Raw genomic sequence first — 24,762 nt, forward strand, 5'->3', positions numbered from 1 at the left:
GGCGTTTCCCCAGCCAATCCGAGACATGAAAAAGGGCCGGGGAGCGATCCCCGGCCCTTCGTCTTTTTACGCCGATCCTGCGATCAGCAGCTGTAGTACATGTCGAACTCGACCGGGTGCGGATGCAGTTGCAGGCGCATCACCTCTTCCATCTTCAGCTCGATGTAGCTGTCGATGAAGTCGTCATCCATGACGCCGCCCTTTTTGAGGAAGGCGCGGTCCTTGTCCAAGTTCTCCAGCGCTTCACGCAGCGAGCCGCAGACCTCGGGGATCGAGCCGCGCTCTTCCGGCGGCAGGTCGTAGAGGTTCTTGTCGGCGGGCGCGCCCGGATCGATGCGGTTCTCGATGCCGTCCAGGCCGGCCATCAGCAGGGCTACGAAGGTCAGATAGGGGTTGCCCATCGGATCGGGGAAGCGGGCTTCCAGACGCTTGGCCTTGGGCGAGGAGACGTGTGGGATGCGGATGGAGGCCGAACGGTTGCGCGCCGAATAGGCCAGCTTCACCGGGGCTTCGTAGCCGGGCACCAGACGCTTGTAGGAGTTGGTGGTCGAGTTGGCGAAGGCGTTGATGGCCTTGGCGTGCTTGATGATGCCGCCGATGTACCACAGGCATTCTTGGCTCAGGCCGGCGTACTGGTCGCCGGCGAACTGGGGCTTGCCGTCCTTCCAGATCGACATGTGAACGTGCATGCCCGAGCCGTTGTCGGCGAACATCGGCTTGGCCATGAAGGTCGCCGACTTGCCGTAGGCGTGGGCCACGTTGTGGATGACGTACTTATAGAGCTGAAGGCGGTCAGCCATGGTCAGCAGGTCGGAGAACTTCAGACCCAGTTCGTGCTGGGCCGGGGCCACCTCGTGGTGGTGCTTCTCGGGCTGCAGGCCCAGGTCGCGCATGACGCCCAGCATTTCGCCGCGCAGGTCCTGGCCGGAATCGACCGGATTGACCGGGAAATAGCCGCCCTTGGGTCCGGGGCGGTGGCCCATATTGCCTTCGGCATATTCGGCGCCGGTGTTGGCGGGCAGTTCCGTCGAATCGTAGCTGTAGCCGGTGTCGTGCGGCTGGGTAGACCAGCGCACGTCGTCGAAGATGAAGAACTCGGCTTCCGGGCCGAAGAAGACCTGATCGCCCACGCCCGACGACTGCACATAGGACAGCGCCTTCTTGGCCATGGAGCGGCTGTCGCGGTTATAGGGCTCGCCCGTGTCGGGGTTCAGCACGTCGCAGAACAGGAACATCGTGGTCTGCTGGTAGAACGGATCGATGTAGGCCGTGGTCAGGTCCGGCTTCAGCAGCATGTCGGACTCGTTGATGGCCTTCCAGCCGGCGATGGACGAGCCATCGAACATCGTGCCTTCCGTCAGGAAGTCCTCGTCGACCAGATCGACGTCGAAGGTGACGTGCTGCAGCCTGCCGCGCGTGTCGGTGAAACGGACGTCGACATATTGGACGTCCTTTTCCTTGATCTCCTTGAGGATCTTGCTGGCGCTCATTCTCGGAAGTCCTGTTTTCTTATCGTTTGGGGAGGAAACCGGACCACGACCCGAGGGCCGAGGCCGGGGAGGGGTAGTCAACGTCAGACGGCCTGTGCGCCCGTTTCGCCGGTTCGGATGCGGATCACCTCGGCGACGTCGGACACGAAGATCTTGCCGTCGCCGATCTTGCCCGTGCGAGCAGAGGTCTGAATAGCCTCGACCACGGCGGGCGCCATGTCGTCGGCGACGACAACCTCGATCTTGATCTTGGGCAGGAAGTCGATGACGTATTCGGCGCCGCGATACAGTTCGGAATGGCCCTTCTGGCGGCCATATCCCTTGGCCTCCAGCACAGTCATGCCTTGCACGCCCACATCCTGGAGTGCCTCTTTGACGTCATCCAGCTTGAAGGGCTTGATGATGGCTTCGATCTTCTTCATGGCGACCCCTGAGCGGCGCACGAAATGCAGCGGCGCTCGGGCCTGAATGGGACACACCAAGGGCGCTGAAAGCAAGCAGTTTTCGCAGAAGAGCCACGGATAATCGGAAGGCGGACAATGCAGACCAACGACCCCGCGCTATGGCGCAGTTTTCTGCCCTGGCCGAGCGCAGAGACGCACAAACATGCTCGGGGGCGTTTAGTGGTGGTGTCGGGTCGAGCGCATCACACGGGCGCGGCGCGGCTGGCGGCGCGGGCGGGACTGCGGATGGGCGCGGGCGTAGTGCGAATCCTTTGCCCGCCCGATGCCGCAGCGGTGATCGCTCCGGCCATTCAGGCGATCATGCTGACGCCCTTCCCCTCGGCGGAGGCGCTGGGGCGCGAGGCGAGCAGCGCCGATGCGATCGTGGTCGGCCCGGCGGCCGGCGCCGACGAGGCGACCGTGGCGAACATCCATGCACTGGCCGGGACAGGGGCGGTGCTGGTGATCGACGCCGACGGCCTGTCGGTCTTCAAGGGACGGACGGTCGAGTTGATCGGTTTGCTGGACCGCGACGACATCCTGACCCCGCACGAGGGCGAGTTCGAGCGGCTGTTTCCTGGCCTGCTGAAACAGGGACGCGAGGCCGCCGTGGCGGAGGCGGCCAAGCAAGCGCGGGCGGTGATCGTGCTGAAAGGCTCGCAGACCCTGATCGCGGCGCCGGACGGGCGGGTGCGATTCAATCCAAACGGCTCGCCCTGGCTGGCCACCGCCGGCAGCGGAGACGTGCTGGCCGGGATCATCGGCGGCCTGACGGCCCAGCGGATGGATAGTTTCGAGGCGGCCTCGGCGGCGGTCTGGATCCATAGCGATGCGGCGAACCGGTTCGGACCGGGCCTGATCGCCGACGACCTCAGCGAGATCCTGCCCCGCGCCCTGGCGGCGCTGCGCTAGATGCGGGTGTAGATGAAGCGGGGGATGTGGAAGCGGCGCATGTTCAGGATGACGCCCGCCACCGTCCCGCCCGCCGCCGTGACCCGTTCAATCAGATTGGCGGCGACGGCCGTGCGCGTCTCCTCCGCCTCGATCACCACCAGCGACAGGTCCGTCAGCGGCGCAAGCAGCAGGGCGGCGGAGGATCGGTGCAGCGAGGGCGTGTCCACGATCACCACCGGGAACCGCGCCTTAACCCCATCGACAAAGTTGCGCCAGCGCGCCTCGGAAATGTTCGAGCCGGTGCGCGTCATCGGCGTGGTGACGTACAGATTACTGTCCTCGACCCGCAACACATAGGGGCTGTCGGGGATGTTGGTCAGTCGTCCGCCCAGGCCGTGAATGGCCATGGCGACGCTGGCGTCCTCTCGCGGTTCGGCGTCGATCAGCAGGGTCTCGACACCCGATCGGAAGGCCGAGGCCATCGCTAGGTCCAGCGCGATGCTGGTGACGCCCACGCCGTCCTCTGGCCCGATCACCGCTAGCGCGGCCTGGCCATCGGCGTTTTCCCGCAAGCGCCGCAGGATCAAAGCCGCCTGATCCGCCGTCAGCCGCGACGTCAGCGGGCGCCAGCGGGGCAGGGGGCTGTCGTCGTCGTCGCCCAGCGGCACGGTGGCCAGGACCGGGGCGCGCAGACGCACCTCCGCATCGCGCGGGGTCAGTATGACGGGCGAGGCGGCGGCCGAAACGATGATGACGGCCAGGGCCGCCAGGCTTCCGACGACCAGACCTGCCGCCAGGATCAGCAGCCGGCCGGTGCGGGCCTTGGTCGGCGGTTGGGCGGCCTCGATGACACGCACATTGGCGTTTGCGCCGGCGATTGAGCTTTGCAGCCGCGAATCCTCGGCGTTCTCGGAAACGCTGCGATAGGCGGTTTCGGTCAGGGTGCGCTGGCGCGTCAACTCGCGATAACGCGGCCCGATCTCGACCAAACTGGCCAGGCGGCTGCGCGCGGCGCCGAGGGCGTCGGACAGCTGTGCGCGTCCCGACTGCAGACCGGCCAGTTCGCCGCGTGTGGTGGCCAGTTGTGTCTCGATCTGCTGGCTGACGGGGTTGGGGCCGCTGCGGACCAGAGTCGTCTGCGACGGGGGCGCGGCGGCGATCTGGGTTTCAAGGTCGGTGATTTGACGATCCAGTTCGACCACGAGCGGATAGCCGTCGGCATAGCGGGCGGCGGCGACCCGACGACGCTCGCGCAGCAGCATCAGATTGTCGGTCAGGGCCGTGACCTGTTGAGAGCGGGTGTCGTCGGTGTTCAGCGCGATCTGGGCCGAGGCGTTGCGCAACTGCTGGGCCAGCCGGTCGGCGCGTGCGGCGGCGGTGGCGATCAACTGGTCCTGAGCGGCCAACTGAGCGGTCAATGCGGTCTGCTGCGACTGCACGCCTTGGATTTCCTGATCGTAGTCGCCGATGGCGTAACGGTTCGACAGGTCGGCGATCTGGGCCTCGGTTGCGGCCAGTTGATCGGACAGGCCGCGCTGCTGATCGTTGACGGCCGCGCTGTCGGCGCGCTGGAATATTTCGCGGCGGCTGGCGATGTAGTTCTGAACCAGGCGATTGACGAAGTCGGCCGCCACCTTGGGATCGCTATGACGCAGACGCACCTCGATGGTGTTGGACTGGGGTACGTTTTCGATCGTCAGGTCGCGGCCGAGTTGCTCTAGAGCCGCGTTCATGCCTGCCGGGCCGGCTTTCGCCTTGGGATAGACGCGCGTCAGGCCGATGTCGGTCAGGGTCTTCTCGCGGATTTCACGCGAGCCCAGGATTTCCATTTCGGCATGGACGATCTGGGCGCGGTCGAAGGTCTGCGGATTGCCGGTCGCGTCTTCGCCCACCGAGCGGCGAAACACATAGTCGTCGCCCAGCAGGATCAGCAGGCGTGACTGGGCGGTGTAGATCGGTTGGGCCAGGGTCGCGGCGGCCAGGGCCAGCAGAACGGGGATCAGGAACGCGATCAGCGCCTTGCGCCAGTGATAGAAGACAGGCGTCGCCAACTCGCGAATCGTGATCGCCGCCCCGGCGTTTCTGGGGCGTTGGTCGTCTTCGAGTTTCAGCGTCTGGTCGGTCAATACGCGGCTCTGGAGCAGGACGATCCCGCCGACGGGGGCGAGGCTGCCGGTCAGCCTGTCTCATAAAGCCCTGAGTCGTAGGCGCAACGCCAGTCCGGCCTTGGCATTGTCGGTGAAAAACAGAAAGATGGCGCAGGCGGCGGCGCGCGAGTCGGTCCGCGACAAGGAACCCCGATGGCCGTCTGGCGCACGATCGCGATCGCCCTGGTGCTGTTTTCGGCCGCCTGCGCTTCGGGCGGCGGCGTGCGGGGGCAGGCCCAGCCTTATGATTTCGCGCCCTGGGGGCAGGACGACTATCAATATCGGCTGGCGGCGGGCGACGCCCTGCGGCTGGGCTTTCTGGTCGAGGACGGACTGAACGCCGACGTCGTGCTGGGGCCGGACGGCCAGGGCGTGTTTCCCGTGATCGGTCCGTTGCCGGTCGGCGGCCTGACCGTGCGCGACGCCAGCCAGAGGCTGACGGAAGCCTATGCCGGGGTGCTGCGCAATCCGCAGGTCCAGATCAGCGTGTCGACCTATGGCGCGTCGCAGATCTATGTGGGGGGCGAGGTCAAGACGCCGGGCGTGGTTCAGATACGCGGCGAGATGAACACGGCCCAGGCTATCTTCGCGGCCGGCGGATTCGCCGAGACGGCGGGGACGGGCAAGGTGGTTGTGCTGCGGCGCGTGGCGGACGGCCGGCTGGCGTCGCGGATCGTGGACGCCAAGGCCCTGCTGAACACCGACCCGCGCCAGGACTTCCTGCTGCATCCGGGCGATCTGATCTTCGTGCCGCGTAGCGCCATTGCGGAGGTCAATCTGTTCGTCCGGCAATATCTGAATGGCATCCTGCCTTTCAACTTCGGCTTCAGCTACGATCTGAACCGCTTCCGATGAGGAGGCTGGCGGGGCGGATCGGCCGCGCGTCGCCCTATCTGACGGCCATCGTCGAACAGGGGCTGTTCTCGCTGCTGAACCTGGGCGTCGCCTTGGCCCTGGGACGGGTGATGGCGCCCGATCAGTTCGGCGCCTGCGTGCTGTGGTTCTCGGTCGCCTATGTGCTGGCCAGCGTGCAGAACGCGGTCAGCGTGGCGCATCTGCAGGTCCTGCCCAACGGCAGGGGCGTCGACGCCACCCGGTTCGCGACCGAGCGGCTGATGCTGGGCGCCACACTGTGTTTCTGGGTGGCGGTCGCGGCTAGCGTCGCCCTGGCGGTCGAGCTGATGACCGGCGACGGGCCGTTCGCGGCCTGGGCGGCGGTGCTTTTCGTGCCGGCCTATCTGTTGCAGCAATATGTGAGGCTGACCTTATTCAGCCGAGGCGAACCGGGCGGGGCGACGGTTCAGACAGGGGCTGTGCTGGCGGGGGCGGCGGCGTTCCTGGCGTTGGGGTCGACCGTGTTTCGGCCCCTGCAGGCCGAACATGTGCTGGCCCTGATGGGCGCGGCCTATGCGGTTGTGGGTCTGGTCGGGTTGGCTCGGGCCAGCAGGGGTTTGTGGGTCGGCTTGGTGGGCGCCTTGCCGAGCTATGTGGCCTATGGCCGGCAATCCGGTTGGCTTTTTCTGGGGGTGTCCAGCACCGAAGTTCTGGCTCGGTTCTATGTGTTCGCCATCGGCGCCGCCTATGGGCCCGGGGTGCTGGCGGCCCTGTCGTTCAGCCAGACGTTCCTGCGGCCCGTGCCTCTGCTGGCCTCGTCTTGGAGCATGGCGGCAAGAAGCGATCTGGTGGCGCGGCGAGAGGTCGACGACTGGCGCGGCTATGTTCGGCTGTTGACGATGTCGGCCATGGCCGGCTCGACCTTCGCCCTGGTCTGGGCGGGTCTGGTGTGGGCGGCCTGGCCCACGATCACCGGCCTGGCGTTCGACGGCAAATACGCCGAGGCCCGATGGATGCTGCCGCTGTGGGGGCTCAGCGTGGCGTTCGGCTTCACTCAGGTGGTGGTCAGCACGGGCTTACAGATTCTGAAGGCGTTCAAGGCCTTGGCCATCGCTAACGCCTCGGCCTCGGCAGTCGCGGCGGTCGGGGTGCTGTGGGGCATCGGCCGGCTGGGACCGGCCGGCGCGATCCTGGGCACGGCGGCCGGCCAGGCGCTGGAGGCGGCGGCGATGCTGGCGGTGCTGGTCGTGTTGATCCGCCGTCTCAGGCGCGGATGAAGCGTCGCTCGATTTCAACCCCCAACAGAAGCAGCACCGTGCCGAAGATGGAGTTGGCGGTGAAATAGCTGCTTTCCATGAAGTTGTGGCCGAACACCATCAGCGGAAAGACGCCCAGCAGAATGGCGGCGCCCAGCCGTCCGCGATCCCCGCTCACGGCGTCTCGGATCAGGATGAGACCGCCGACGATCCAGCGTAGGAGAACGATGACGGCCCCCGTCAGACCGATCATGCCGGTCGTGACCGCCAGGTCCAGGAAGCCGTTGTGCGCTTCGTTGGTATAGGCGTCGGGCTGGGCGAACCAGGCGTCGGTCTGCAGGCTGGGCTGGACGGTCGGGTTGATGTCCCAGAATGAGCCGAAGCCCCAACCCTGAATCGGCCGCTTGACGAACTCGTCCCAGACGAAGGCCCAGACTTCGGTGCGCTGGGTGAAGGTGATGCCGGCGAACGGCGCCCAGGGATCGGCGCCGACAACGAGACAATAGGCCAGCCAGCCGAAAGCGACCCCCGCCACCATCAAGGCGGCTATGGCGATCAGACCCCATCGCACGATGCGGCGCTGCGCCATCAGGGACACGATGACCGGCGTGGCGCAGGCCAGGGCGGCGAACAGGCCCATGCTGGTCTTGGACAGGCTGGCGACCAGCAGCACCAGGGCCAGGACAGTGACGCCCCACCAGAAGGCGCGCGCCCGCCAGTCAGTCCGAGACCAGGCGTAGGTTCCACAGACGAAACCCGCCAGCAGCATGACCGCGCCCAGAGTGTTCTTGTGCGAATGGATGGCGGCCAGACCCAGCGGCGTCATCGACACGCCGGGTGCTGCGACCCAGGACAGGATGTCGACGCCCACCAGCACGGCGCACCCCGTCGCCATCGCAAGGTGCAGTCGTCGACTGTCGTCCAAACCGACTGCAATAGCCACGCAGATCAAGAGATTGATCGCATAGAGGATCAGGCGGCGCGTGGAGACCGCAGGGTCCAGGGCCCAGCGAGTCGTCAGTACAAACCAAGCGAACAGGAGCAAAAGGGGCAGCAGCTTCAACAGCATGGCCGGAAGCGCCCGACGACGGAACCACAGCAGCGGCGCCGAGAGGCCGAACAGTCCCAGCCAGACGAGCCGGTTCACCGGCGACGCCTCGGCCCCGCCGGTCAGGGGATCGACGACAATCTCATGCTGATAGGGATTGGGGCCTATGCAGATATAGAGCAGCATCAACACCAGCACCGCGCCGGCCCACAGGGCGATGGCGCGGTCGGCTTGCGCGCCGCGTCGACGCGCGTCCTGATCCAGACGTCCCTGCCAATCCTGAATGCGCGCGGCGTCAGCCACGCGGACTCGGGGACTTGAGCCGCAGGCGGTAGGCGAGGGAGTCGATCAGGCCAAGGCCCAACCCGTAGAGACCACGCACCAGATAGCGGCGCCACAGACGACCCGGCTCGCGCGCCAGGCGATAAAGCCAGACCAGTCCCCGATCCTCCATCCAACGGGGCGCGGGCGGGGTGCGGCCGATCAGGGTTGTGATCGAACTGCCGATGCAAAGGCCAAGGCCCGTGGACCGCCCATCCTCCATGATGCGCAAACACAGCTTTTCCGACTGTGGGGGGCCCATGGCGATGAAGATGAAGCGGGCGGGGTGGGCGACGACGAACTCCACCGCCGTCTGAACCGCTTCGGCATCGCGGATGAAGCCCATCGGCGGATTATGATGGGCGACGCGCGTCAAGCCGAACTGACGGACCAGGTCAGCGATGACCGAGGCGTCTCCACCGATGATGGTGATGGGGTCGGCGGGGCCGATCACGGTCTTGAACAATCGTTCGACCACATGGGATCCTGGCGCGAACCCCAGGTCCACACCACCGATTGCGGCGGCCTTGCGCAACACGCGGCTGTCGTTGGTGCTGAGCCAAGCGCGAGCGCTGATGCGGTCGAACGCCTGGTCCTTGCGGCGCAGCCAGGCGTGTTCGGCGTTTGGCGTGATCAGGAGGTCGAAGGGCAGGTCGGCCGGACGCGCCGCCAACGCCGCGACTGTCTGGTCCGTCGTCATCCGATGAAACCGCAGGCCCGCGAAGCGCACCTCGGGCTGCGGCTGAAGACGGCTGTTGGGCGACAGGCTGTTCATGATGCGACCGTTCTGCGTTGCATCGCGGCAAACTGCAATTCGCTTGCCGCGATAACGGCGACGCGCGACATGGCGTGGTTCTTGATATAGGGGCGGCATGAGCGACGCCGCCTTGCCATTGTCGAACGAAAAACCCGCTTTGCCGCGTCTGGCAGGCGGCCGTGACGTGCGCCTGGGATTGGCGTTGAAACGGCTGATGGACATCGGAATTTCAGCCGTCCTGCTGGTGGTCCTGTCACCCTTGCTGCTGGCCATCGCCCTTCTGGTCAGGGCGACCTCGCCTGGTCGGGCGTTGTATGGCGTGGACTGGGTCGGGCAGGGCGGCCGCCGTTTTCGAGGCTATAAGTTCCGAACCATGGGGATCGACGCTGATCGCCAGGAAGAGGCGCTGCAGTCCCAGAACGAGATGCGGGGGCCAGCCTTCAAGATGGAGAATGACCCGCGCGTCACGCCGCTGGGACGCGTGCTGCGGCGCTATAGCTTGGACGAGTTCCCGCAGCTGTGGAGCGTACTGAAGGGCGACCTGAGCCTGGTCGGGCCGCGCCCGCCGCGCGTGCATGAATACGCGCGCTTCACCCCCTTCCAGATGAGCAAGATGGCGGTCAAGCCCGGGATAACCTGTCTGTGGCAGGTCGAGGGGCGCCATCGGATCAACGACTTCGACGAATGGGTGCGGCTGGATATCCGCTATATCGAGACCTGGTCGCTGGGACTCGATGTCTGGATCCTGATCCGCACGGCCGGGGTGGTGCTGCGGGGGACCGGCGCATGAGCGTGGACATAAGCGTCGTCATCCTGAGCTATGATCGGGTGCATCTGCTGGAGCGGACGTTGCGCGGCTGCGCTGTTCAGGGCGGGGACTGGGGCGGATTCGAGATCATCGTCGTGGATAACCACCCCACTCAACTGGCGCGGGGGTTGGTCGAGCGGCTGGCGGTCGAGACGGGCGTGGCCATGACCTATCTGGCCGATCCGCGACGCAACATCTCCATTGTCCGAAACAAGGGCATCGCCGCCTCGCAAGGCCGCTATATCGCCTTCATAGACGACGACGAAGAGCCTCAATCCGGCTGGCTGGCGGCCCTGACGACCTGTCTGGACCGCACCGGCGCCGATGCCGCCTTTGGCCCCAAACTGCCAGAGTTCGAGGGCGGACGCGCGCCGGATTGGGACCCCGCTGGTTGGCGCTATACGCTCGATTTCCAGATGCCGGCGGACGAGCAGATCCATATGTTCGGTCGGCTGCGCAAACGCGGCAAGGGCCTGGGCAGCGGCAATGCGGCCTTCCGGGTCGCAACCTGCCTGGAGGGGGCAGAGCCGTTCAGCGTGGCGTTCGGCGACGCCAATGGCGAAGACACCCAGCTGCTCTTTCGTTTGGCGATGGCGGGGCGGCGCTTCGTATGGTGTCCCGACGCCGTGGTTCGGGAGTTCATCGAGACCAGCCGCGCGCGGCCGGACTATATGATCACGCGCATGAAGCGCGGCTCGCAGCACTATGCCGTGTGCCGGATCGATACGAGCGACAACAAACTCCTGACCAAGGCCAAGGTGGCCCTGCTCGGCCTGGCGCAGACGACGGTGCACGCCGGCCTCTATGTCGCCGCGGGCGAGTTTCTGGATCGCAAGCAGCGCTACGATCACCGGATCGGCATGGCCAAGGGCCTGGGCAAGCTGACCTGGCGCGCCCCTATCGGCTTCATCGCGGAGAAATCGGCGTGAGCGAGGCGGCGCCCGACCTGACGCTAGCCATACTGACCTATGATCGGCCCGAGGGGCTGGAGGTGACGCTGCGGTCCTGTCTGGCCCAGACGAACAGCCTGGGTCTGGCGCTGGAGATCGTCGTGGTGGACAACCATCCCGGCGGGGCAGGGAAGAAGGTGGTCGAGTCGTTGGCGCCCAACTCGCTCTGGCCGATCCGCTACATTTCGGACCTGACCCGAAACATGGCCGCCGTGCGAAATCGCGGATTCAGGGAAGCGCGCGGGCGCTGGCTGGCGGTCATCGACGACGACGAGATTGCCGATCCCGACTGGACCGACGCCCTGGTCGGTGCGCTGAAAGCCACGGACGCCGACATCGCTGTGGGTCCCCGTTTCGCGGTGTTCGAGGATGGGGCGCCGCCCGCCTATGATCCCGAAGGCCGCCAGTTTGTGCGCGACCTGGGTCTGGCCGATCTGGCGGAGATCGAACTGACCGGACCGTCCGGGCGGCCGCGCTATGGCCTGGGCACCGGCAATTCCATCTTCGATGTGAAGCGGTGTTTTCCTGACGGCCAGGCCGCCATGCGCGAAGCCTTCGGCTATGCGGGCGGGGAGGACGCCGAGCTGTTCGTGCGGCTGCATCGTCAGGGGCGGCGCATCGTCTGGGCGGCGCGTGCTCGCGTCACAGAAGTGGTGTTTCGAAATCGGACGGCCATCCCCTATCGGCTCATCCGCACCCGTCGCGAAACGCAGCACTATGTCTCGATCTACGTCGATGGGGCGCGGCGCCCAGCCCTGGCGCGGGCTGAATTATTCGGAAAAGGGTTAATACAAACGGCCGTCGGCGGCGCCCTGTCCTGGCTGACGGGGGAGGACCGCTCGACCTCTCGCCTCAGGTGGCGACTGCTGACACAGCATGGATTGGGCAAGCTGACGTGGCGCCGGCCGGTGGGCTTCATCGATGAGACAATCGTCTGACAACCATGGCGAGCCTTAACCTTTTCGATTAAGGGGGCGTCGTTTTGCAGCCGATATAGTCGGCCCACGGCACGCATCTTGGAGGATGCAGGGCCGAACCGTTTTCCGAAGGATTTCCCCATGCTGACCCAGGTCGATCGACCCATCGTCTCGAAGGCGCCGCCGATGCCGTTGATCGCGGGGCTGAAGCTGTTCGGAGACGGGGCCAGCCTGGCGGATTTCTCGCGCCTTCACGCGCAGGGCATGGTCACGGGATTCACGACCAATCCGACCCTGATGTTCAAGGCGGGCGTCAAGGATTACGCCGAGTTCGCGCGGCAATTGATCGCCCTGATTCCCGACATGCCGCTGTCGTTCGAAGTCTTCTCCGACGACTTCCAAGAAATGGATCGCCAGGCGCGGGTGATCGCCAGTTGGGGCGACAATGTCTATGTGAAGATTCCGATCACCAACACCAAGGGTCAGTCCAGCCTCCCGATGGCGCGCGCTCTTGCCGCTGACGGCGTGAAGCTGAACATCACCGCCATGCTGACGCTGGAGCAGGTGGCCGAGGCGATCGAAATCCTGGCCGACGACACGCCCGCCATACTCTCGGTCTTCGCGGGGCGGATCGCGGACACTGGCGTCGATCCTGCGCCGGTCATGCGGGCCGCCGTGGCCATGGCCGCGCGCAAGCCGCTGGCCGAAGTTTTGTGGGCCTCTACCCGCGAAGTGCTGAACGTCTTCCAGGCGGCGGAGTGCGGTTGCCACATCATCACCGCCACGCCGGACATTCTCAAGAAGCTGGACATGGCGGGCAGGGATCTGGACGCCCTCTCGCTGGATACCGTGGCCATGTTCCGCGCCGACGCGGTGGCGGCGGGCTTCACCCTGTAATCATGTCAGGTCGTCCCGCCATATTCCTGGACCGCGACGGCGTTCTGAACGACGTGGTGTGGCGCGACGGCAAGCCGGCGTCCCCGCGCACCGTGGACGAACTGCGGATCGCGGACGGAGCGGCCGAGGCCGTGCGAGCGCTGGGCCAGGCGGGCTATCTGACCTTCGTCGTTACCAATCAGCCCGACGTGCGACGCGGCAAGATGAGCGCCGAGGCGCTGGACGCCATCCACGCCGCCCTGGTCCGATCCGTGCCGGTGGACGAGGTCCGGGCCTGTCTGCACGACAACGCCGACCTGTGCGATTGCCGCAAGCCCAGGGCCGGGATGTTGTTGGACCTGGCGGCGCGCTGGAACATCGATCTGGCCGACAGCTGGATGGTGGGCGACATGGACCGAGACATCGCCTGCGGCCGCGCCGCCGGGTCGCGGACCGCCCTGCTGGCGCGACCTTACAACAGCCAGGCCGGGGCCGATGTGGTCGCCGCCGATCTTCATCAGGCCGTGGCCTGGATTCTTCAAACCACGCCGGCCGATCCGGCGCCCGCCCTTCAGGACTAAACAGCCATGTTCGCCGACCATTTCTTCGCCGCTGCCGAAAAGGCCATGGCCGCCATCGACCGGAACGCCGTTGAAGCCATGGCCCAGCGCCTGGCCGAGGTGCGCGAGCGCGGTGGGCGCCTGTTTCTCATCGGCGTTGGCGGCAGCGCTGGCCACGCCAGCCACGCCACCAATGACTTCCGCAAGATCTGCGGCTTTGAAGCCTATTGCCCGACCGACAATGTCTCGGAACTGACCGCCCGCATCAATGACGAGGGCTGGGAAGGCACCCTGTCGACCTGGCTGGAGACCAGCCGCCTGAAGCCCGAAGACGGCCTGCTGATCTTCTCTGTCGGCGGCGGCAGCATCGAACCGCCCGTCAGCGCCAACATCGTGCGCGCGATCCAGCTGGCCAAAACCCGCGGCTCTATGGTCACCGGCATTGTCGGCCGCAACGGCGGCTATACGGCCGAGGCCGCTGACGCCTGCGTCATCGTGCCGACGGTCGATCCGCAACTGATCACGCCGCTGGTCGAGGGTCTGGCCGCCGTGGTCTGGCACCTGCTGGTGTCCCATCCGGCCCTGGCGCTGCACAAGGGCCACTGGGAGCAGATCGCACCCGTCGCCGCTCCTGCCGCCTGAGCCGTCGCCCGATGATCACAACCCGCACCCCGCTGCGCGTCACCCTGGGTGGGGGCGGCACCGATCTGGAAAGCTATTACCGCAACGACGGCGGCTTCATTTTCGGCATGGCGCTGGACAAATACATCCGTGTCGTCGCCCATCGTCCGGCCTTCGACGACCGGGTGGTGGTGTATGGCCCCCAGCCCGAGGTGTCGCCGCGCGCGACCGGGGTACAGCATGAACTGGTGCGCGCCGCCCTGATGGCGCACGGGTTTGACGACCGGCTTGAGACTGCGTCGCTGGCCGATATCGCAGGCGGTACGGGGCTGGGGTCCTCGTCCAGCTTTCTGGTCGGCTTCCTGAACGCCCTGCACGGTCTGAAGGGCCAGAAGCCGTCGCCTCAGGCCCTGGCCGAGGAAGCCTGCGATCTGGAGATCCGTGTCCTGAGCAAGGGCATCGGCAAGCAGGACCAGTATATGGCGGCCTTTGGCGGCCTGACCACGCTGGACATCGCGCCGGACGGTCTGGTGGTGGTCAAACGGGTCGATCTGGACGCTGAGGTCGAGGCGGCCTTCATCGAACACACCCACATCTATTACACTGGCCTGCGCCGCGACGCCGCCGTGGTTCTGGCCGATCAGCACACGGCCATGTTGTCCGAGGCCGCCCCGCGCCGCGAGACGGTCAGCGATAGTCTGGGGTTCATCAAGGATTTGGGCTACCGCATCCGGGACGCCTGGATGGCGGGGGATCTCGACGGCTGGGGCCGTATGCTGGACGACCACTGGAGCCAGAAGAAAAAGCTGTCTGGCAAGATCAGTTGGTCCGCCGTCGACGACCTGTATGACCATGTGAAGCGCGATATGGGCGTGACCGGCGGCAAGGTGATCGGCGCCGGCGGCGGCGGCTTCCTGATGCTTTTCCACCCCGGCGACGGCGCTGAGCTTGAGGCCTATATGGCCAGCCATAACATGCCCCGTCTGCGCTATGGCATCGACCGAACCGGTTCGCGCCAGATGGCCGAAACGCCCCTGTAATGGTGCGTGCCGGGCAAACGCCGAACTGGGGCGTGCGGGCGCGTGCGCCGCTGCGGCTCGGCCTGGCCGGCGGCGGCACCGATCTGTCGCCCTATTGCGATCAGTTCGGCGGCGCGGTTCTGAACGCCACGATCGACCGGTTCGCCTTCGCCCACATCGATGCGAATCCCGAAGGCCGGTTGGCCTTCCGGGCGCGTGATATCGGCGTCGAGGAGGTGATGGACCCGGTCATGCCGCCAGTCGATGGGGGTGATCTGGGGCTTCACCGTGCGGTCTATCGTCACGTCGCCGAACGTTGGCTGGGCGGAGCGACGCCGCCGTTGACGGTCTCCACCACTTCGGACGCGCCGGCCGGTTCGGGTCTTGGGTCGTCGTCGGCCCTGGTCGTGGCGTTGGTCGAGGCTTTTCGGGTGGCGCTGGATTTGCCGCTCGGGCCCTATGATGTGGCGCGGCTGGCCTATCGGATCGAGCGGGTGGAACTGGGGCTGTCCGGCGGGCGACAGGACCAGTATGCAGCGGCCTTCGGCGGCGTGAATTACATCGAGTTTCTCGCCGACGAACGGGTAGTTGTGAACCCGTTGCGCGTCCGGCGCGCCTATCTGAACGAGCTGGAATCCTCCCTCGTCGTCTGTTTCACCGGCCAGTCGCGGCGGTCCGAAACCATCATCAACGAGCAGGTTAGGGGGCTCACCGATCTGGACGCCGGCGTTCTGGACGGCATGCATCGCCTGAAACAGGACGCAACAGCGATGAAGGAGGCGGTCCTGGAAGGCGACATGCGCCGCGTCGCCCGCGTACTGATGCGCTCGTGGGAGGCCAAGAAGATGACGGCGTCCGGCATCGCCACGCCCAAGGTCGATCAGTTGTTCGACCTGGCTCTGCGCGAGGGCGCGTGGGGGGGCAAGGTGTCCGGGGCGGGAGGCGGCGGCTTTCTGATGTTCTGCACCGACCCCGAAAACCGCTATCGGCTGACCGCAGCGCTGAACGAGGCGGGCGGTGCGGCCAGCGCCGTCAAGTTCACCCTGGACGGCGCCGAGGCCTGGAGCGTGCCGCGATGAGCGCAGGGCAGGCCGTCTTTCTGGTCGGGGGCAGAGGGTCGCGCCTTGGCGACCTGACCCTCGACACGCCCAAACCCCTGTTGCCGGTGGGGGGACGCCCCTTCATAGAACACTTGCTGGACAAGGCCGTGCGCGAGGGGTTCGACGATCTGGTCCTGTTGGCCGGCTATCGGCATGTGGCGATCAAGGCCTATGCGGGGGAATGGAGCGGCGTTCCATTGCGGCTTTCCATAGAGCCGGAGCCGCTCGATACGGCTGGCGCAGTCGCGCACGCCGTGTCGCTGTTGCGCGACGATTTTCTGCTCGTCAACGGCGACACCTGGTTTGATTTCGAGTGGTCCAGCCTGCGGCTGTCCGGCGGATTTTCCGGCCTAGTCGCCGCACGCGATGTTTCGCCGGCGGATCGCTACGAAACCCTCGACATCCGCGAGGGCCGGGTCGTCGCCATCCGCCCGCGCGCCGACCTGGCGGCCGGTGTCATCAACGGCGGCGTCTATCGTCTAAGGCGAGATGTCTTCGCCGATGTGCGCGGCCGAGCCTCGCTGGAGAAAGACACTCTGACCACCTTGTGCGCTGACGGCCTGCTCGGGGCGGAAACCAGGACCGGCGCCTTCATCGATATCGGACTGCCGCATAGTCTGAAGGCGGCGAACGACCTGTTCCCTCCAAGTTAGCAGAGCGGCGGCCGGGTCAGTGGAAATCCCGCGACCCCGGCAGGATGCGGATGTTTCGCGGGTGGCGGTGTGTGGGTTGGCGAGGCTGCTGAGGGTGAGCCACGACGTCGGCGCGGGCCAGTTGAATATTGGTCTGCCGGTCCTGCGACAGGGTTTCCAACTCGGTGGATCGATCAAAGACCTTATGGACCACGACATGGACCACATCCTCCGGGCTCTTTTCTATGACGCCCTCGACCAGCATCAGGCGCGCGGACATCACCTCGCGTCGGAACTGTTCGAACATACGCGCCCATAGGACGACATTGGTGATCCCGGTCTCGTCTTCCAGCGTCACGAAGATCGCATTGCCCTTGCCTGGTCTTTGACGCACCAGAACCACGCCGGCCACCTGAACCCGGGTTCCGCCTTTAAGGGCTTCCGCCGCCTGGCACGTCAGAACGCCTTCGGCATTGAAGGTCGGGCGCAGGATGTGCATGGGGTGCGCCTTCAGCGACAGGCGCGTGGTCTGGTAGTCGGCCGCCACATGCTCTCCCAACGACATCTGCGGCAGGCGACAATCGGGCTCGTCGCCCAGTTCTCGCGCATCGGCCGCGGCGAACAGGGGCAGGGGGGCGTCGTCTGGAAGCCGGCGGACGGCCCATAACCCCTCTCGCCGCCCCAGATTCAAGGAGCGAAAAGCGTCCGCGTCCGCAAGCTTGCGCATCGCCGCAGTCGGCAATGCGGCGCGTCGCGCAAGGTTCTCCACGTCGCGGAAAGCCGACCCGATCCTGGCCTGAACCAAGGCTGTCGCCCAATCCTCTCTGAACCCGTCGATCTGACGCAGCCCCAAGCGCAAAGCCGGCTCGCCCGAGGTCGGCTCCAGGGCATTGTCCCAGTCGCTGAACGCCACGTCGATCGGCCGGATTTCCACGCCCCCTATCTCATGGGCTTCGCGCACGATCTGAGCCGGCGCGTAGAAGCCCATCGGCTGGCTGTTGAGCAAGGCGCAGGCGAAGGCGGCCGGATAGCGACATTTGAGATAGGCCGAGACATAGACCAGGCGGGCGAAGGACACGGCGTGGCTTTCGGGAAATCCGTAGGAACCGAACCCCTTGATCTGATTGAAGCATCGGCGTGCGAAGTCCGCGTCGTAACCCCGCGCGATCATATTCGTGACCATCAGGCCCTCGAACCGCTCCAGATCGCCTTCGCCCTTGAACGTGCCCATGGCCTTGCGAAGACCGTTGGCCTGTTCGGGCGTGAACTGGGCGGCGACCATGGCGATCTTCATCGCCTGTTCCTGGAAGAGCGGCACGCCCAGGGTCTTCTTGACGATGGACTCCAACTCGTCCTGCGGATGTTCGAGCCCGGGCCGGGGGTAGTCCGGTTCTTCCAATCCGGCGCGCCGCCGCAGATAGGGATGGACCATGTCGCCCTGGATCGGGCCGGGTCGGACGATCGCCACCTGGATGGCGAGGTCGTAGAATTTTTCCGGTTTCAGGCGTGGCAGCATATTGATCTGGGCGCGGCTTTCGACCTGGAACACGCCGATCGAATGCCCCTTCCGCAGCATGGCGAAGACATCCTCCTGGTCGTCTTCGATGGTGTGCAAGGCATAGGTCTTGGCGTGGTTCGCCTGGATCAGATCGAAGGCTTTTCTGACGCAGGTCAGCATGCCGAGCGCCAGGACATCCACCTTCATGAGACCCAGGTCGTCGATGTCGTCCTTGTCCCATTCGATAAAGGTGCGGTCCGGCATGGCCCCATTGTGGATGGGCACGATCTCGTCCAGCCGACCCCGCGTCAGGACAAAACCGCCGACATGCTGGCTGAGGTGACGGGGGAAGTTCAACAGGCGCGAGGCCATCTTCACCGCGCGCGAAATCATTGGATTGGCGGGGTCCATGCCGGCCTGTTCGACATGAGCCTGGGTGATATCCGCGCCCCAACTGCCCCAGTGACTGGCGGCGAGACGTGCGGTCACATCCTCGCTGAGCCCCAGAACCTTGCCGACTTCACGGATGGCGCTGCGGGGGCGGAAATGGATAACGGTGGCGGCGATGCCCGCGCGATGTCGCCCATAATCCTGGTAAAGATACTGGATGATCTCTTCGCGCCGCTCGTGTTCGAAATCCACGTCAATGTCGGGCGGTTCGCCGCGACTGGATGACAGGAAACGTTCGAACAGAAGATCATGCTGCGCGGGGTTCACGCTGGTGATGCCCAGCACGTAACAGACGGCGGAATTGGCCGCCGACCCCCGTCCCTGACACAGGATGCCCAAGTTCTCCGCCTTCTGGACGATGCGGTGGATGGTCAGGAAATAGGGAGCGTATTCGGCCGTCTTGATGAAGGTGAGCTCCTTTTCCAGCGTCGCGCGCACGCTTTCGGGAATGCCGTCGGGATAACGCATTCCGGCATTGCGCCACGTCAAATGACTCAACCAATCATCAGGCGTCTTGTCCGGCGGTATGGGCTCATGGGGATATTCGTATTTGAGATGCGCCTTCAGATCGAACATCACGCGCGCCAGAAAATCGGTCGTCTCAGGCACTGCGGCGGGGTAATCCCTGAACAGCCGTTTCATCTCGGAGGCGGTTTTGAGATGGCGTTCCGCATTGGCTAACAGCCGGTGGCCGGCGACCTCCAGGGTGGTGTTTTCGCGGATACAGGTCAGGACGTCCTGTAGGTCACGCTGCTCCGGCGCGTGGTACAGCACGTCATTGACCGCCAGCAGGGGAACGCCCGTGTTTCGAGCCATGGCCTGCAATCGCGCGAGGCGGCGGCGGTCATCTCCCTTTCGGAGCATGGCGGCGCCCAACCAGACCGCACCGGGCGCGCCCTGGGCGATCCGAGACAAGGTGGCCTCAAACCCCGCCAGCCGATCGGGCGGCATGACGATAAGCAGGATGTCTTCGGGAGCGGCCAGCAAATCGTGAAGACCGATTTCGCACTGGCCTTTCTTCGCGCGCCGATTTCCCAGCGTGAGCAACCGCGTCAGACGTCCCCATCCGGCGCGGGTTTCGGGATAGGCGAGGATGTCGGGCGCGCCGTCGCTGAAAACCAGACGCGCGCCCAGGATCAGTTTGAAGGTCTGGGCGCGCCGCCTGACCTGGTCGGATAGGGCCGGATCAATGGTGTGGTCTTCATCGACGGTGACTTCACCCGGCCCCGAGCCTTCTCGTCGAAAGTCAGGCGGAAGAAGACCATGTTCTCGCAAGGCCTTTAGCGCGCTCCAGGCGCGGACCACGCCGGCGACGGTGTTGCGATCCGCGATGCCCATGCCGGCATGACCCCGCAGGAGCGCCGTCGCCACCATCTGTTTGGGGGATGAGGCCCCGTGAAGAAACGAGAAGTTGGTCGTCGTCGCCAGTTCGGCGTAATCGCCAGAAGGATCAGGTTCGATCATGCGAACAGGCCATGGATGAACCAACGTTGCTGTTCATCGACGCCGTATTCGCCTTGACGAAACAGCCAGAAACGGCGGCCGTCCGTGTCCTCCACGCGATAGTAGTCGCGGGTGCGCTGTCCCGGCGCACGCCACCATTCTCCAGCGATCCGCTCCGGCCCTTCGGCGCGTGTGACCTGGTGCAGAACGCGACGCCAGCGGAACTTCAACGGATGACCGTCGGGCACTTCGGCCAGGGTCTCGATCGGCTGAGGCGGATCGAACAGCTGCAAGGGGCGCAAGGGCGGATCGTCCGGGTCCAGGTCAGGCCAGTCGCCGTCGCCGGACCGGGCCGAGGCCTGAACCCGTCGCGAGGCGCGTTCTGGAATATGGGACGCGAACGGCTCGAACCGGATCACCGCCTCGGGACCCAGCCGGGCGGTGAGTTGATCCACCAGCAGGCTGAGGGACTCTTCGCCCGGCGCGTCCTCCTCTAGTCCCTGCTGAGTCGGTGTCAGGACCTGCGTCCACACGACCGTCATCCGCGTCTGATCGAACCCGAATCCGGGATCCAGCGGATTGGGCAAGGCCGCGATCCGTTCCTGAAACAACCTCAGGATCGCCTTTTCATCCCGTGTCGGTCGCCCCGTGCGCACGACAATGCGCCGCACCGCGCCATCCACGCGATAGAAGCCCGCCTCGAAGGCGCGGCCGCCCAGGCTGATCTGGTCCAACTGGGTCATGGTCTCGATCAGCAGGTCGGACAGGATGCGGTCGATATCCTCCAGAGTCGTGATCGGCTCGAAGAAAACCCGGTCGACAACCACGGGAGCGGGGGGACGATGAGGGACGATGCGAATGTCCTCTTCACCCAGGATGCGCGCCAATCGGTTCGGGAACCCGACGCCAAATCGCGCGGCCAAGGGCGCGCTCGCCCGGTCGTCCAGATCGCCCAGTCGCTTCAAGCCCAAGCGGCGCAAAGCCACCTCGTCCTTGTCGGGCAGTTCCAGCGCGGCGACCGGCAAACGGCGGACAGCCTGGCGATCCTGCCCCGGTTCGAACAGGCCGCCGGGACCGAAGCGAACAAGCGCGCGCGCGGCCTGCGGCGTTGCAGCCAGGGCGCACCGGGTCTGAAGGCCGAAGTGCTCGCCGCGAGCTTGGACTGCGTGCAGCAGCCCCTTTTCGTCGCCGAACAGATGCGCGCAGCCGGTTGCGTCCAGGATCAGGCCATCCGCAGGATCAAGCGCGATCATGGGGGTGAAGCGGTCGAAATCCTCCAGAACCTGTTCGAGAAAGGCGGCATCAGCATCCGCCAAATGCGGGACGACACGCAGATCCGGCGTGCGTGCGCGGGCGTCGGCCAGGCTCAGTCCAGGCGTCAGCCCCACTCGTGCGGCCGATGGATCGACAGCGGCCAGCCTCAGTGCGCCCTTGACCTTTTCCGTCAGAACCAAGGGCGAGGTATGGTCAGGCGGCGTATCGTCTTTCGCCTCCTGGCGCAGCAGTCGGTCGCTGGCCAGCCAAGGAAACCAGACCGCCAGGTAACGGCGGGGGCGGCTGAAATGATCTCTGCTCACGATCCCACTCCACGATGCTTGTTCCTGTCTGCCCGCCGCCCCGCCGCCGCAGCAGGGTCACGGAAAAAGACGGACGGCCCGGCGCTCCGCCTTCCAGGGGGACCGAGGCCGATGAGGCCACAGACCATCGGCTTTCGGCGGCGCTGGGGCAGGGCGCGGCGGCGGCGCGCGCCAGAAACAGTGTTCCCCCTCCGGTTTCAGCCGCCAGCGCCAGACGTCGGCTGGCCGTCATGCTGAAAGCCTTCGCTTCGCCCCAGGCGCTCAACACCACCGCGCCCACGGCGAGACAGCGCAAAGCCTCTTCACCCACGGCCAGCAGGGTGTGCACGTCGCGAGTCCGCACCAGCAGAATGTCACGGGCCGACAGGCCCATTTCATGCAGGCCACGCCCGTAAGGGCGCCCCGTCTCTTGCGCCATCATGTCGTGCATGCCCCACAGGATCGGCCGATCCCCCCTGATGGTCTGGGCCATCCCCAATCCGAAAGCGTTGAGAGCCACGGCGTCCGCTGGCGTCGCGGCATAGAGGTCATGCACGACCCCTGGGATCAAAGGCGCAAGAGGGGTGTCACATATCCCGCGCGCGCCGATGGCGACCCGACGATCACCAAGCCGCTCAAGCCTTTCCAGCCGAGCCTTCAAAGCCGCCAAGGCGTCAGGTTGCGAACAAATGTTCCTCATTTGTTCTAGAAAGCCCAAAACCTCTAACCAGAGTCAAGCAGAGCAATGGGCTAGGTTTCAGAGACCTGTGCTTAAGGGAGCACACGGAATGCATAACAAGGTACCGGTTTCGACTCGCATCAAGTATCGCCTAAGATATATTATGCGAAATAACTGTCGTTCGGTTGTCTAGTCGTCGCTATTCAATGGCCTAGCCGGCTTTCCTCAGCCGTCGCTTGGTAAGTGGCCGGCGTTTGCGCTGGCGGGGGCTGGTTGGTGAGTCGGACGCCTTTGAGCCAGAGCTTGAGCGCTTCCCAATGGATCGCAGCCATGACCTTAAGCGTCATCAGCGGGATGGACGCAGCGACGGATACGATGACGCGATCGGTCAGGGGTTGGCGCCAAGCCTTCATGGCGGCGTTGATCAGGACGCCGTCGGCGTCCAGGCCGTCGATGGTCATGTCCAGTTGATCGCCCGGCGCATGGCCGCGAAACCGATAGTCCATCTCCATGCCCATGAATGGCGAGACATAGAGCGCCTTGGCCGCCCCCTGACGGATCAGGCCCTTGGCTTGGTCGGCCGCCGGCACAGGAATGACATAGACGTGACGCACGCCGAAGGTGCTGGTTACCTCATAAACCATGGCCGCCAAACGCTCATCGGGATGATGGCAGTAATAGAGGCTGATCGGATTGAAGACGTAGCCCAAGACGCGGGGCATGGTTAACAGGCGGACCGGCCCCAAACCGATGTCGATCCCGGCCCGCGCCAGCCATGCCTGAACCTGGGGCCTGAGATCGCCGGAGCCGTCGCCATAGTCTCGGTCATGGAAGGACAGCAGGTTGAAACGGTTGCGAGAGAAAAGACGTAGCCGCCGGGCTGCGTCTTCGATCTCGCTCAGGTCCAGAAACAGCCAGAAGACACGGTAATCCAACTGGTGAACCTTGGGTCGCAGCCGACGGTGCATGACCCGGCCGCGATAGAGGGCCGATGCCCCGCTCATGCCGCGCGTTCAAGATATGGGGTCGGGCTGGCGATTAGATGGATGCGGCCGCTCTCGTTATCGACCGCCCAGGGCCGGCGCACACCACCCAACTGTTCGGCGACGGCCAGGCCGGATTGCAGGCCGTCCTCGTGGAAGCCGGCGCCGAAGTGCGCGCCGCAGAACCAGACGCCCCCCTGCCCTTGCAGGCTCCACAACTGCTTCTGGGCGGCGACGGCGGCCGGATCGAAGATCGGGTGTTCGTAGATCTCGCTGCGCAGAAGGGTGTCGGGACGCGGCGGACGCGGCGGGTTCAGGGTCACGAACAGATCGTCGCCCGCCAGCCCCTGGAGCCGGTTCATCCAGTAGGTGACACACAGGCCGGAGTCCGCTCCGATATAGTTCCAACTGGCCCAGGCGCGGCGACGACGCGGCATCAGGGAGGCGTCCGTATGCAACACGGTCAGATTGCGACTGTAGCGGAAGGCGCCCAGCAGCGACTGCTCGGCCGAGGTAGGCTGATCCAGCATGGCCAGCGCCTGGTCCGCGTGGGCGCCGATGACGACATGATCGAAACGTTCGACGCCGCCGTGGCTGTCGTGAACGATCACGCCGTCGTCGGTGCGACCGATCAAGACGACGCCGTGATCCAGCCGAATGTCCTGAAGCGCGCGCGCCAGGTGTTCGACATAGACGCGGCTGCCGCCCTCGACCGTGCGCCACATCGGGCGCCCCACTAGTTTCAGCAGACCATGATTGCCGCAGAAGCGGATGAAGGACTCCGCCGGATAGTCCATCAGCGTATGGGCCGGCGACGACCAGATGGCGGCGGCCATCGGCAGCAGGTGATCGTCGCGAAACGCCTCGCTGAACCCTTCGCGTTTCAAATAGTCGCCCAGCGTCAGGGACGGATCGTTCAGACCGACCAGATCGCGCGGCGCCTCGCGATAGAAGCGCAGAATTTCGGTCAGCATGGACCAGAAGCGCGGCCTCAGGGCATTGCGACGCTGGGCGAACAGGCCCGGGGCCGCGTATTCGAACCGTCCATCATCCAGCGACACGGCGAACGACATGTCGGTGGCGCGGGTCTGAATCCCCAGATGCGTGAAAAGGGCGATCAGATTGGGATATGTGGCGTCGTTGAAGCAGATGAATCCGGTATCCACCGCGATCTCGCCGGACGGCACGCCCGCCGTCACCGTATTGGTGTGCCCGCCCAGACGGTCCGCCTTTTCATAGAGCGTGACCCGGTGTTTCTGCGATAGAAGCCAGGCTGAGGACAGGGCCGCGACGCCCGAACCGACAACGGCGATCTTCAGGGGTTCGAGGGACGATCTTGCGGGCGAGACGGACATGGAGGCTCCAGGGCGCGCCCGCAGGCGCGGCGACGACGCATGGAGGATTTACGGCCCTGCGTCATGATCGGATCGCGATTGATCCAGACATTTCCGCCCGCCGTATTAGGGTTCATGCATGGCGA

The 24,762-nt window shown here is 65.4% G+C and carries 22 protein-coding genes; 12 read left to right on the forward strand and 10 right to left on the reverse strand.

Annotated features, from left to right (window positions below; translation table 11 throughout):
- Positions 1-83: 83 nt before the first annotated feature.
- Together glnA and KZX42_RS01595 are read right to left on the reverse strand one after the other, a co-directional pair.
- Positions 84-1,490 carry a type I glutamate--ammonia ligase gene (gene glnA, locus KZX42_RS01590; protein ID WP_248116439.1) on the reverse strand — a complete coding sequence of 469 codons (1,407 nt, stop codon included), beginning with the start codon at positions 1,488-1,490 and terminating at the stop codon, positions 84-86.
- A gap of 83 nt (positions 1,491-1,573) precedes the next feature.
- A complete protein-coding gene (locus KZX42_RS01595) occupies positions 1,574-1,912 on the reverse strand; it encodes a P-II family nitrogen regulator (protein WP_248116441.1) in 339 nt (112 codons plus the stop codon).
- Between the two features lie 117 nt (positions 1,913-2,029).
- Here KZX42_RS01595 and KZX42_RS01600 point away from each other — a divergent pair, with 117 nt between their 5' ends.
- Positions 2,030-2,845, forward strand: coding sequence for an NAD(P)H-hydrate dehydratase (locus tag KZX42_RS01600; RefSeq protein ID WP_248116443.1), 816 nt, complete (start codon positions 2,030-2,032; stop codon positions 2,843-2,845).
- Here the strand turns inward: KZX42_RS01600 and KZX42_RS01605 are convergent.
- The gene (locus tag KZX42_RS01605) at positions 2,842-4,953 is read right to left on the reverse strand and encodes a hypothetical protein (RefSeq protein ID WP_248116445.1); all 2,112 of its coding nucleotides are present in this window, start codon (positions 4,951-4,953) and stop codon (positions 2,842-2,844) included. The two genes, KZX42_RS01600 and KZX42_RS01605, sit on opposite strands and share 4 nt — an antisense overlap.
- 174 nt (positions 4,954-5,127) lie before the next feature.
- On the opposite strand from KZX42_RS01605, the gene KZX42_RS01610 reads away from it, so the two are divergent.
- Entirely contained in the window at positions 5,128-5,829 is a 702-nt protein-coding gene (locus KZX42_RS01610; RefSeq protein ID WP_248116447.1) for a polysaccharide biosynthesis/export family protein, read from the forward strand.
- Positions 5,826-7,085, forward strand: coding sequence for a hypothetical protein (locus KZX42_RS01615; protein WP_248116449.1), 1,260 nt, complete (start codon positions 5,826-5,828; stop codon positions 7,083-7,085). Before KZX42_RS01610 ends, KZX42_RS01615 begins: the two co-directional genes overlap by 4 nt.
- On the opposite strand, the gene KZX42_RS01620 is transcribed toward KZX42_RS01615, so the two are convergent.
- On the reverse strand, positions 7,072-8,415 hold the full coding sequence (locus KZX42_RS01620) for an O-antigen ligase family protein (protein ID WP_248116451.1): 1,344 nt from the start codon (positions 8,413-8,415) through the stop codon (positions 7,072-7,074). The two genes, KZX42_RS01615 and KZX42_RS01620, sit on opposite strands and share 14 nt — an antisense overlap.
- Entirely contained in the window at positions 8,408-9,208 is an 801-nt protein-coding gene (locus KZX42_RS01625) for a WecB/TagA/CpsF family glycosyltransferase (RefSeq protein ID WP_248116453.1), read from the reverse strand. Before KZX42_RS01625 ends, KZX42_RS01620 begins: the two co-directional genes overlap by 8 nt.
- 97 nt (positions 9,209-9,305) lie before the next feature.
- Here KZX42_RS01625 and KZX42_RS01630 point away from each other — a divergent pair, with 97 nt between their 5' ends.
- The 9 genes from KZX42_RS01630 (at position 9,306) to KZX42_RS01670 (ending at position 16,694) form a co-directional block, all read left to right on the forward strand.
- A complete protein-coding gene (locus KZX42_RS01630; protein ID WP_248116455.1) occupies positions 9,306-9,980 on the forward strand; it encodes a sugar transferase in 675 nt (224 codons plus the stop codon).
- Complete coding sequence (locus KZX42_RS01635; RefSeq protein WP_248116457.1) at positions 9,977-10,927, forward strand: glycosyltransferase family A protein; 951 nt, start codon at positions 9,977-9,979, stop codon at positions 10,925-10,927. The genes KZX42_RS01630 and KZX42_RS01635 overlap by 4 nt, the downstream gene beginning before the upstream one ends.
- On the forward strand, positions 10,924-11,886 hold the full coding sequence (locus KZX42_RS01640) for a glycosyltransferase family 2 protein (protein WP_248116459.1): 963 nt from the start codon (positions 10,924-10,926) through the stop codon (positions 11,884-11,886). Before KZX42_RS01635 ends, KZX42_RS01640 begins: the two co-directional genes overlap by 4 nt.
- Before the next feature lie 120 nt (positions 11,887-12,006).
- Entirely contained in the window at positions 12,007-12,762 is a 756-nt protein-coding gene (locus KZX42_RS01645; RefSeq protein ID WP_248116461.1) for a transaldolase, read from the forward strand.
- 2 nt (positions 12,763-12,764) lie between these two features.
- Positions 12,765-13,322, forward strand: a complete 558-nt coding sequence (locus tag KZX42_RS01650) for an HAD-IIIA family hydrolase (protein ID WP_248116463.1) — start codon at positions 12,765-12,767, stop codon at positions 13,320-13,322.
- Positions 13,323-13,328: 6 nt separating this feature from the next.
- Positions 13,329-13,943 (forward strand): SIS domain-containing protein, encoded by a 615-nt coding sequence (locus tag KZX42_RS01655; protein WP_248116465.1) that lies wholly within the window; start codon positions 13,329-13,331, stop codon positions 13,941-13,943.
- An 11-nt stretch (positions 13,944-13,954) separates the two neighbouring features.
- Positions 13,955-14,962 carry a hypothetical protein gene (locus KZX42_RS01660; RefSeq protein ID WP_248116468.1) on the forward strand — a complete coding sequence of 336 codons (1,008 nt, stop codon included), beginning with the start codon at positions 13,955-13,957 and terminating at the stop codon, positions 14,960-14,962.
- Positions 14,962-16,020, forward strand: coding sequence for a dehydrogenase (locus KZX42_RS01665; RefSeq protein ID WP_248116470.1), 1,059 nt, complete (start codon positions 14,962-14,964; stop codon positions 16,018-16,020). Before KZX42_RS01660 ends, KZX42_RS01665 begins: the two co-directional genes overlap by 1 nt.
- Positions 16,017-16,694, forward strand: a complete 678-nt coding sequence (locus KZX42_RS01670) for a sugar phosphate nucleotidyltransferase (RefSeq protein WP_248116472.1) — start codon at positions 16,017-16,019, stop codon at positions 16,692-16,694. The genes KZX42_RS01665 and KZX42_RS01670 overlap by 4 nt, the downstream gene beginning before the upstream one ends.
- Positions 16,695-16,710: 16 nt before the next feature.
- Here KZX42_RS01670 and KZX42_RS01675 read toward each other — a convergent pair whose 3' ends face one another.
- The 5 genes from KZX42_RS01675 to KZX42_RS01695 all read right to left on the reverse strand — a co-directional run bounded on the left by KZX42_RS01675 (position 16,711) and on the right by KZX42_RS01695 (position 24,637).
- Positions 16,711-20,085 (reverse strand): error-prone DNA polymerase, encoded by a 3,375-nt coding sequence (locus KZX42_RS01675; RefSeq protein WP_248116474.1) that lies wholly within the window; start codon positions 20,083-20,085, stop codon positions 16,711-16,713.
- A complete protein-coding gene (locus tag KZX42_RS01680) occupies positions 20,082-21,641 on the reverse strand; it encodes a DNA polymerase Y family protein (RefSeq protein WP_248116477.1) in 1,560 nt (519 codons plus the stop codon). The genes KZX42_RS01675 and KZX42_RS01680 overlap by 4 nt, the downstream gene beginning before the upstream one ends.
- Complete coding sequence (locus KZX42_RS01685) at positions 21,532-22,113, reverse strand: hypothetical protein (protein ID WP_248116480.1); 582 nt, start codon at positions 22,111-22,113, stop codon at positions 21,532-21,534. The genes KZX42_RS01680 and KZX42_RS01685 overlap by 110 nt, the downstream gene beginning before the upstream one ends.
- A 389-nt stretch (positions 22,114-22,502) precedes the next feature.
- On the reverse strand, positions 22,503-23,303 hold the full coding sequence (locus KZX42_RS01690; RefSeq protein WP_248116482.1) for a DUF1365 domain-containing protein: 801 nt from the start codon (positions 23,301-23,303) through the stop codon (positions 22,503-22,505).
- Positions 23,300-24,637 (reverse strand): FAD-dependent oxidoreductase, encoded by a 1,338-nt coding sequence (locus KZX42_RS01695; RefSeq protein ID WP_248116484.1) that lies wholly within the window; start codon positions 24,635-24,637, stop codon positions 23,300-23,302. Before KZX42_RS01695 ends, KZX42_RS01690 begins: the two co-directional genes overlap by 4 nt.
- Positions 24,638-24,762: the final 125 nt, after the last annotated feature.

The sequence above is a fragment of the Brevundimonas sp. EYE_349 genome, from assembly GCF_023147505.1.
Lineage (GTDB): Bacteria > Pseudomonadota > Alphaproteobacteria > Caulobacterales > Caulobacteraceae > Brevundimonas.

Bases quoted from the DNA above. Each gene is read 5' to 3' on its own strand.
- KZX42_RS01595 (WP_248116441.1), bottom strand. From the start codon at position 1,912: ATGAAGAAGATCGAAGCCATCATCAAGCCCTTCAAGCTGGATGACGTC.
- KZX42_RS01630 (WP_248116455.1), top strand. From the start codon at position 9,306: ATGAGCGACGCCGCCTTGCCATTGTCGAACGAAAAACCCGCTTTGCCG.
- KZX42_RS01685 (WP_248116480.1), bottom strand. From the start codon at position 22,113: ATGGCCCAGACCATCAGGGGGGATCGGCCGATCCTGTGGGGCATGCAC.
- KZX42_RS01600 (WP_248116443.1), top strand. From the start codon at position 2,030: ATGCAGACCAACGACCCCGCGCTATGGCGCAGTTTTCTGCCCTGGCCG.
- KZX42_RS01670 (WP_248116472.1), top strand. From the start codon at position 16,017: ATGAGCGCAGGGCAGGCCGTCTTTCTGGTCGGGGGCAGAGGGTCGCGC.
- KZX42_RS01610 (WP_248116447.1), top strand. From the start codon at position 5,128: ATGGCCGTCTGGCGCACGATCGCGATCGCCCTGGTGCTGTTTTCGGCC.
- KZX42_RS01675 (WP_248116474.1), bottom strand. From the start codon at position 20,085: ATGATCGAACCTGATCCTTCTGGCGATTACGCCGAACTGGCGACGACG.
- KZX42_RS01695 (WP_248116484.1), bottom strand. From the start codon at position 24,637: ATGTCCGTCTCGCCCGCAAGATCGTCCCTCGAACCCCTGAAGATCGCC.
- KZX42_RS01660 (WP_248116468.1), top strand. From the start codon at position 13,955: ATGATCACAACCCGCACCCCGCTGCGCGTCACCCTGGGTGGGGGCGGC.
- KZX42_RS01650 (WP_248116463.1), top strand. From the start codon at position 12,765: ATGTCAGGTCGTCCCGCCATATTCCTGGACCGCGACGGCGTTCTGAAC.
- KZX42_RS01690 (WP_248116482.1), bottom strand. From the start codon at position 23,303: ATGAGCGGGGCATCGGCCCTCTATCGCGGCCGGGTCATGCACCGTCGG.
- KZX42_RS01615 (WP_248116449.1), top strand. From the start codon at position 5,826: ATGAGGAGGCTGGCGGGGCGGATCGGCCGCGCGTCGCCCTATCTGACG.
- glnA (WP_248116439.1), bottom strand. From the start codon at position 1,490: ATGAGCGCCAGCAAGATCCTCAAGGAGATCAAGGAAAAGGACGTCCAA.
- KZX42_RS01655 (WP_248116465.1), top strand. From the start codon at position 13,329: ATGTTCGCCGACCATTTCTTCGCCGCTGCCGAAAAGGCCATGGCCGCC.
- KZX42_RS01645 (WP_248116461.1), top strand. From the start codon at position 12,007: ATGCTGACCCAGGTCGATCGACCCATCGTCTCGAAGGCGCCGCCGATG.
- KZX42_RS01635 (WP_248116457.1), top strand. From the start codon at position 9,977: ATGAGCGTGGACATAAGCGTCGTCATCCTGAGCTATGATCGGGTGCAT.
- KZX42_RS01665 (WP_248116470.1), top strand. From the start codon at position 14,962: ATGGTGCGTGCCGGGCAAACGCCGAACTGGGGCGTGCGGGCGCGTGCG.
- KZX42_RS01625 (WP_248116453.1), bottom strand. From the start codon at position 9,208: ATGAACAGCCTGTCGCCCAACAGCCGTCTTCAGCCGCAGCCCGAGGTG.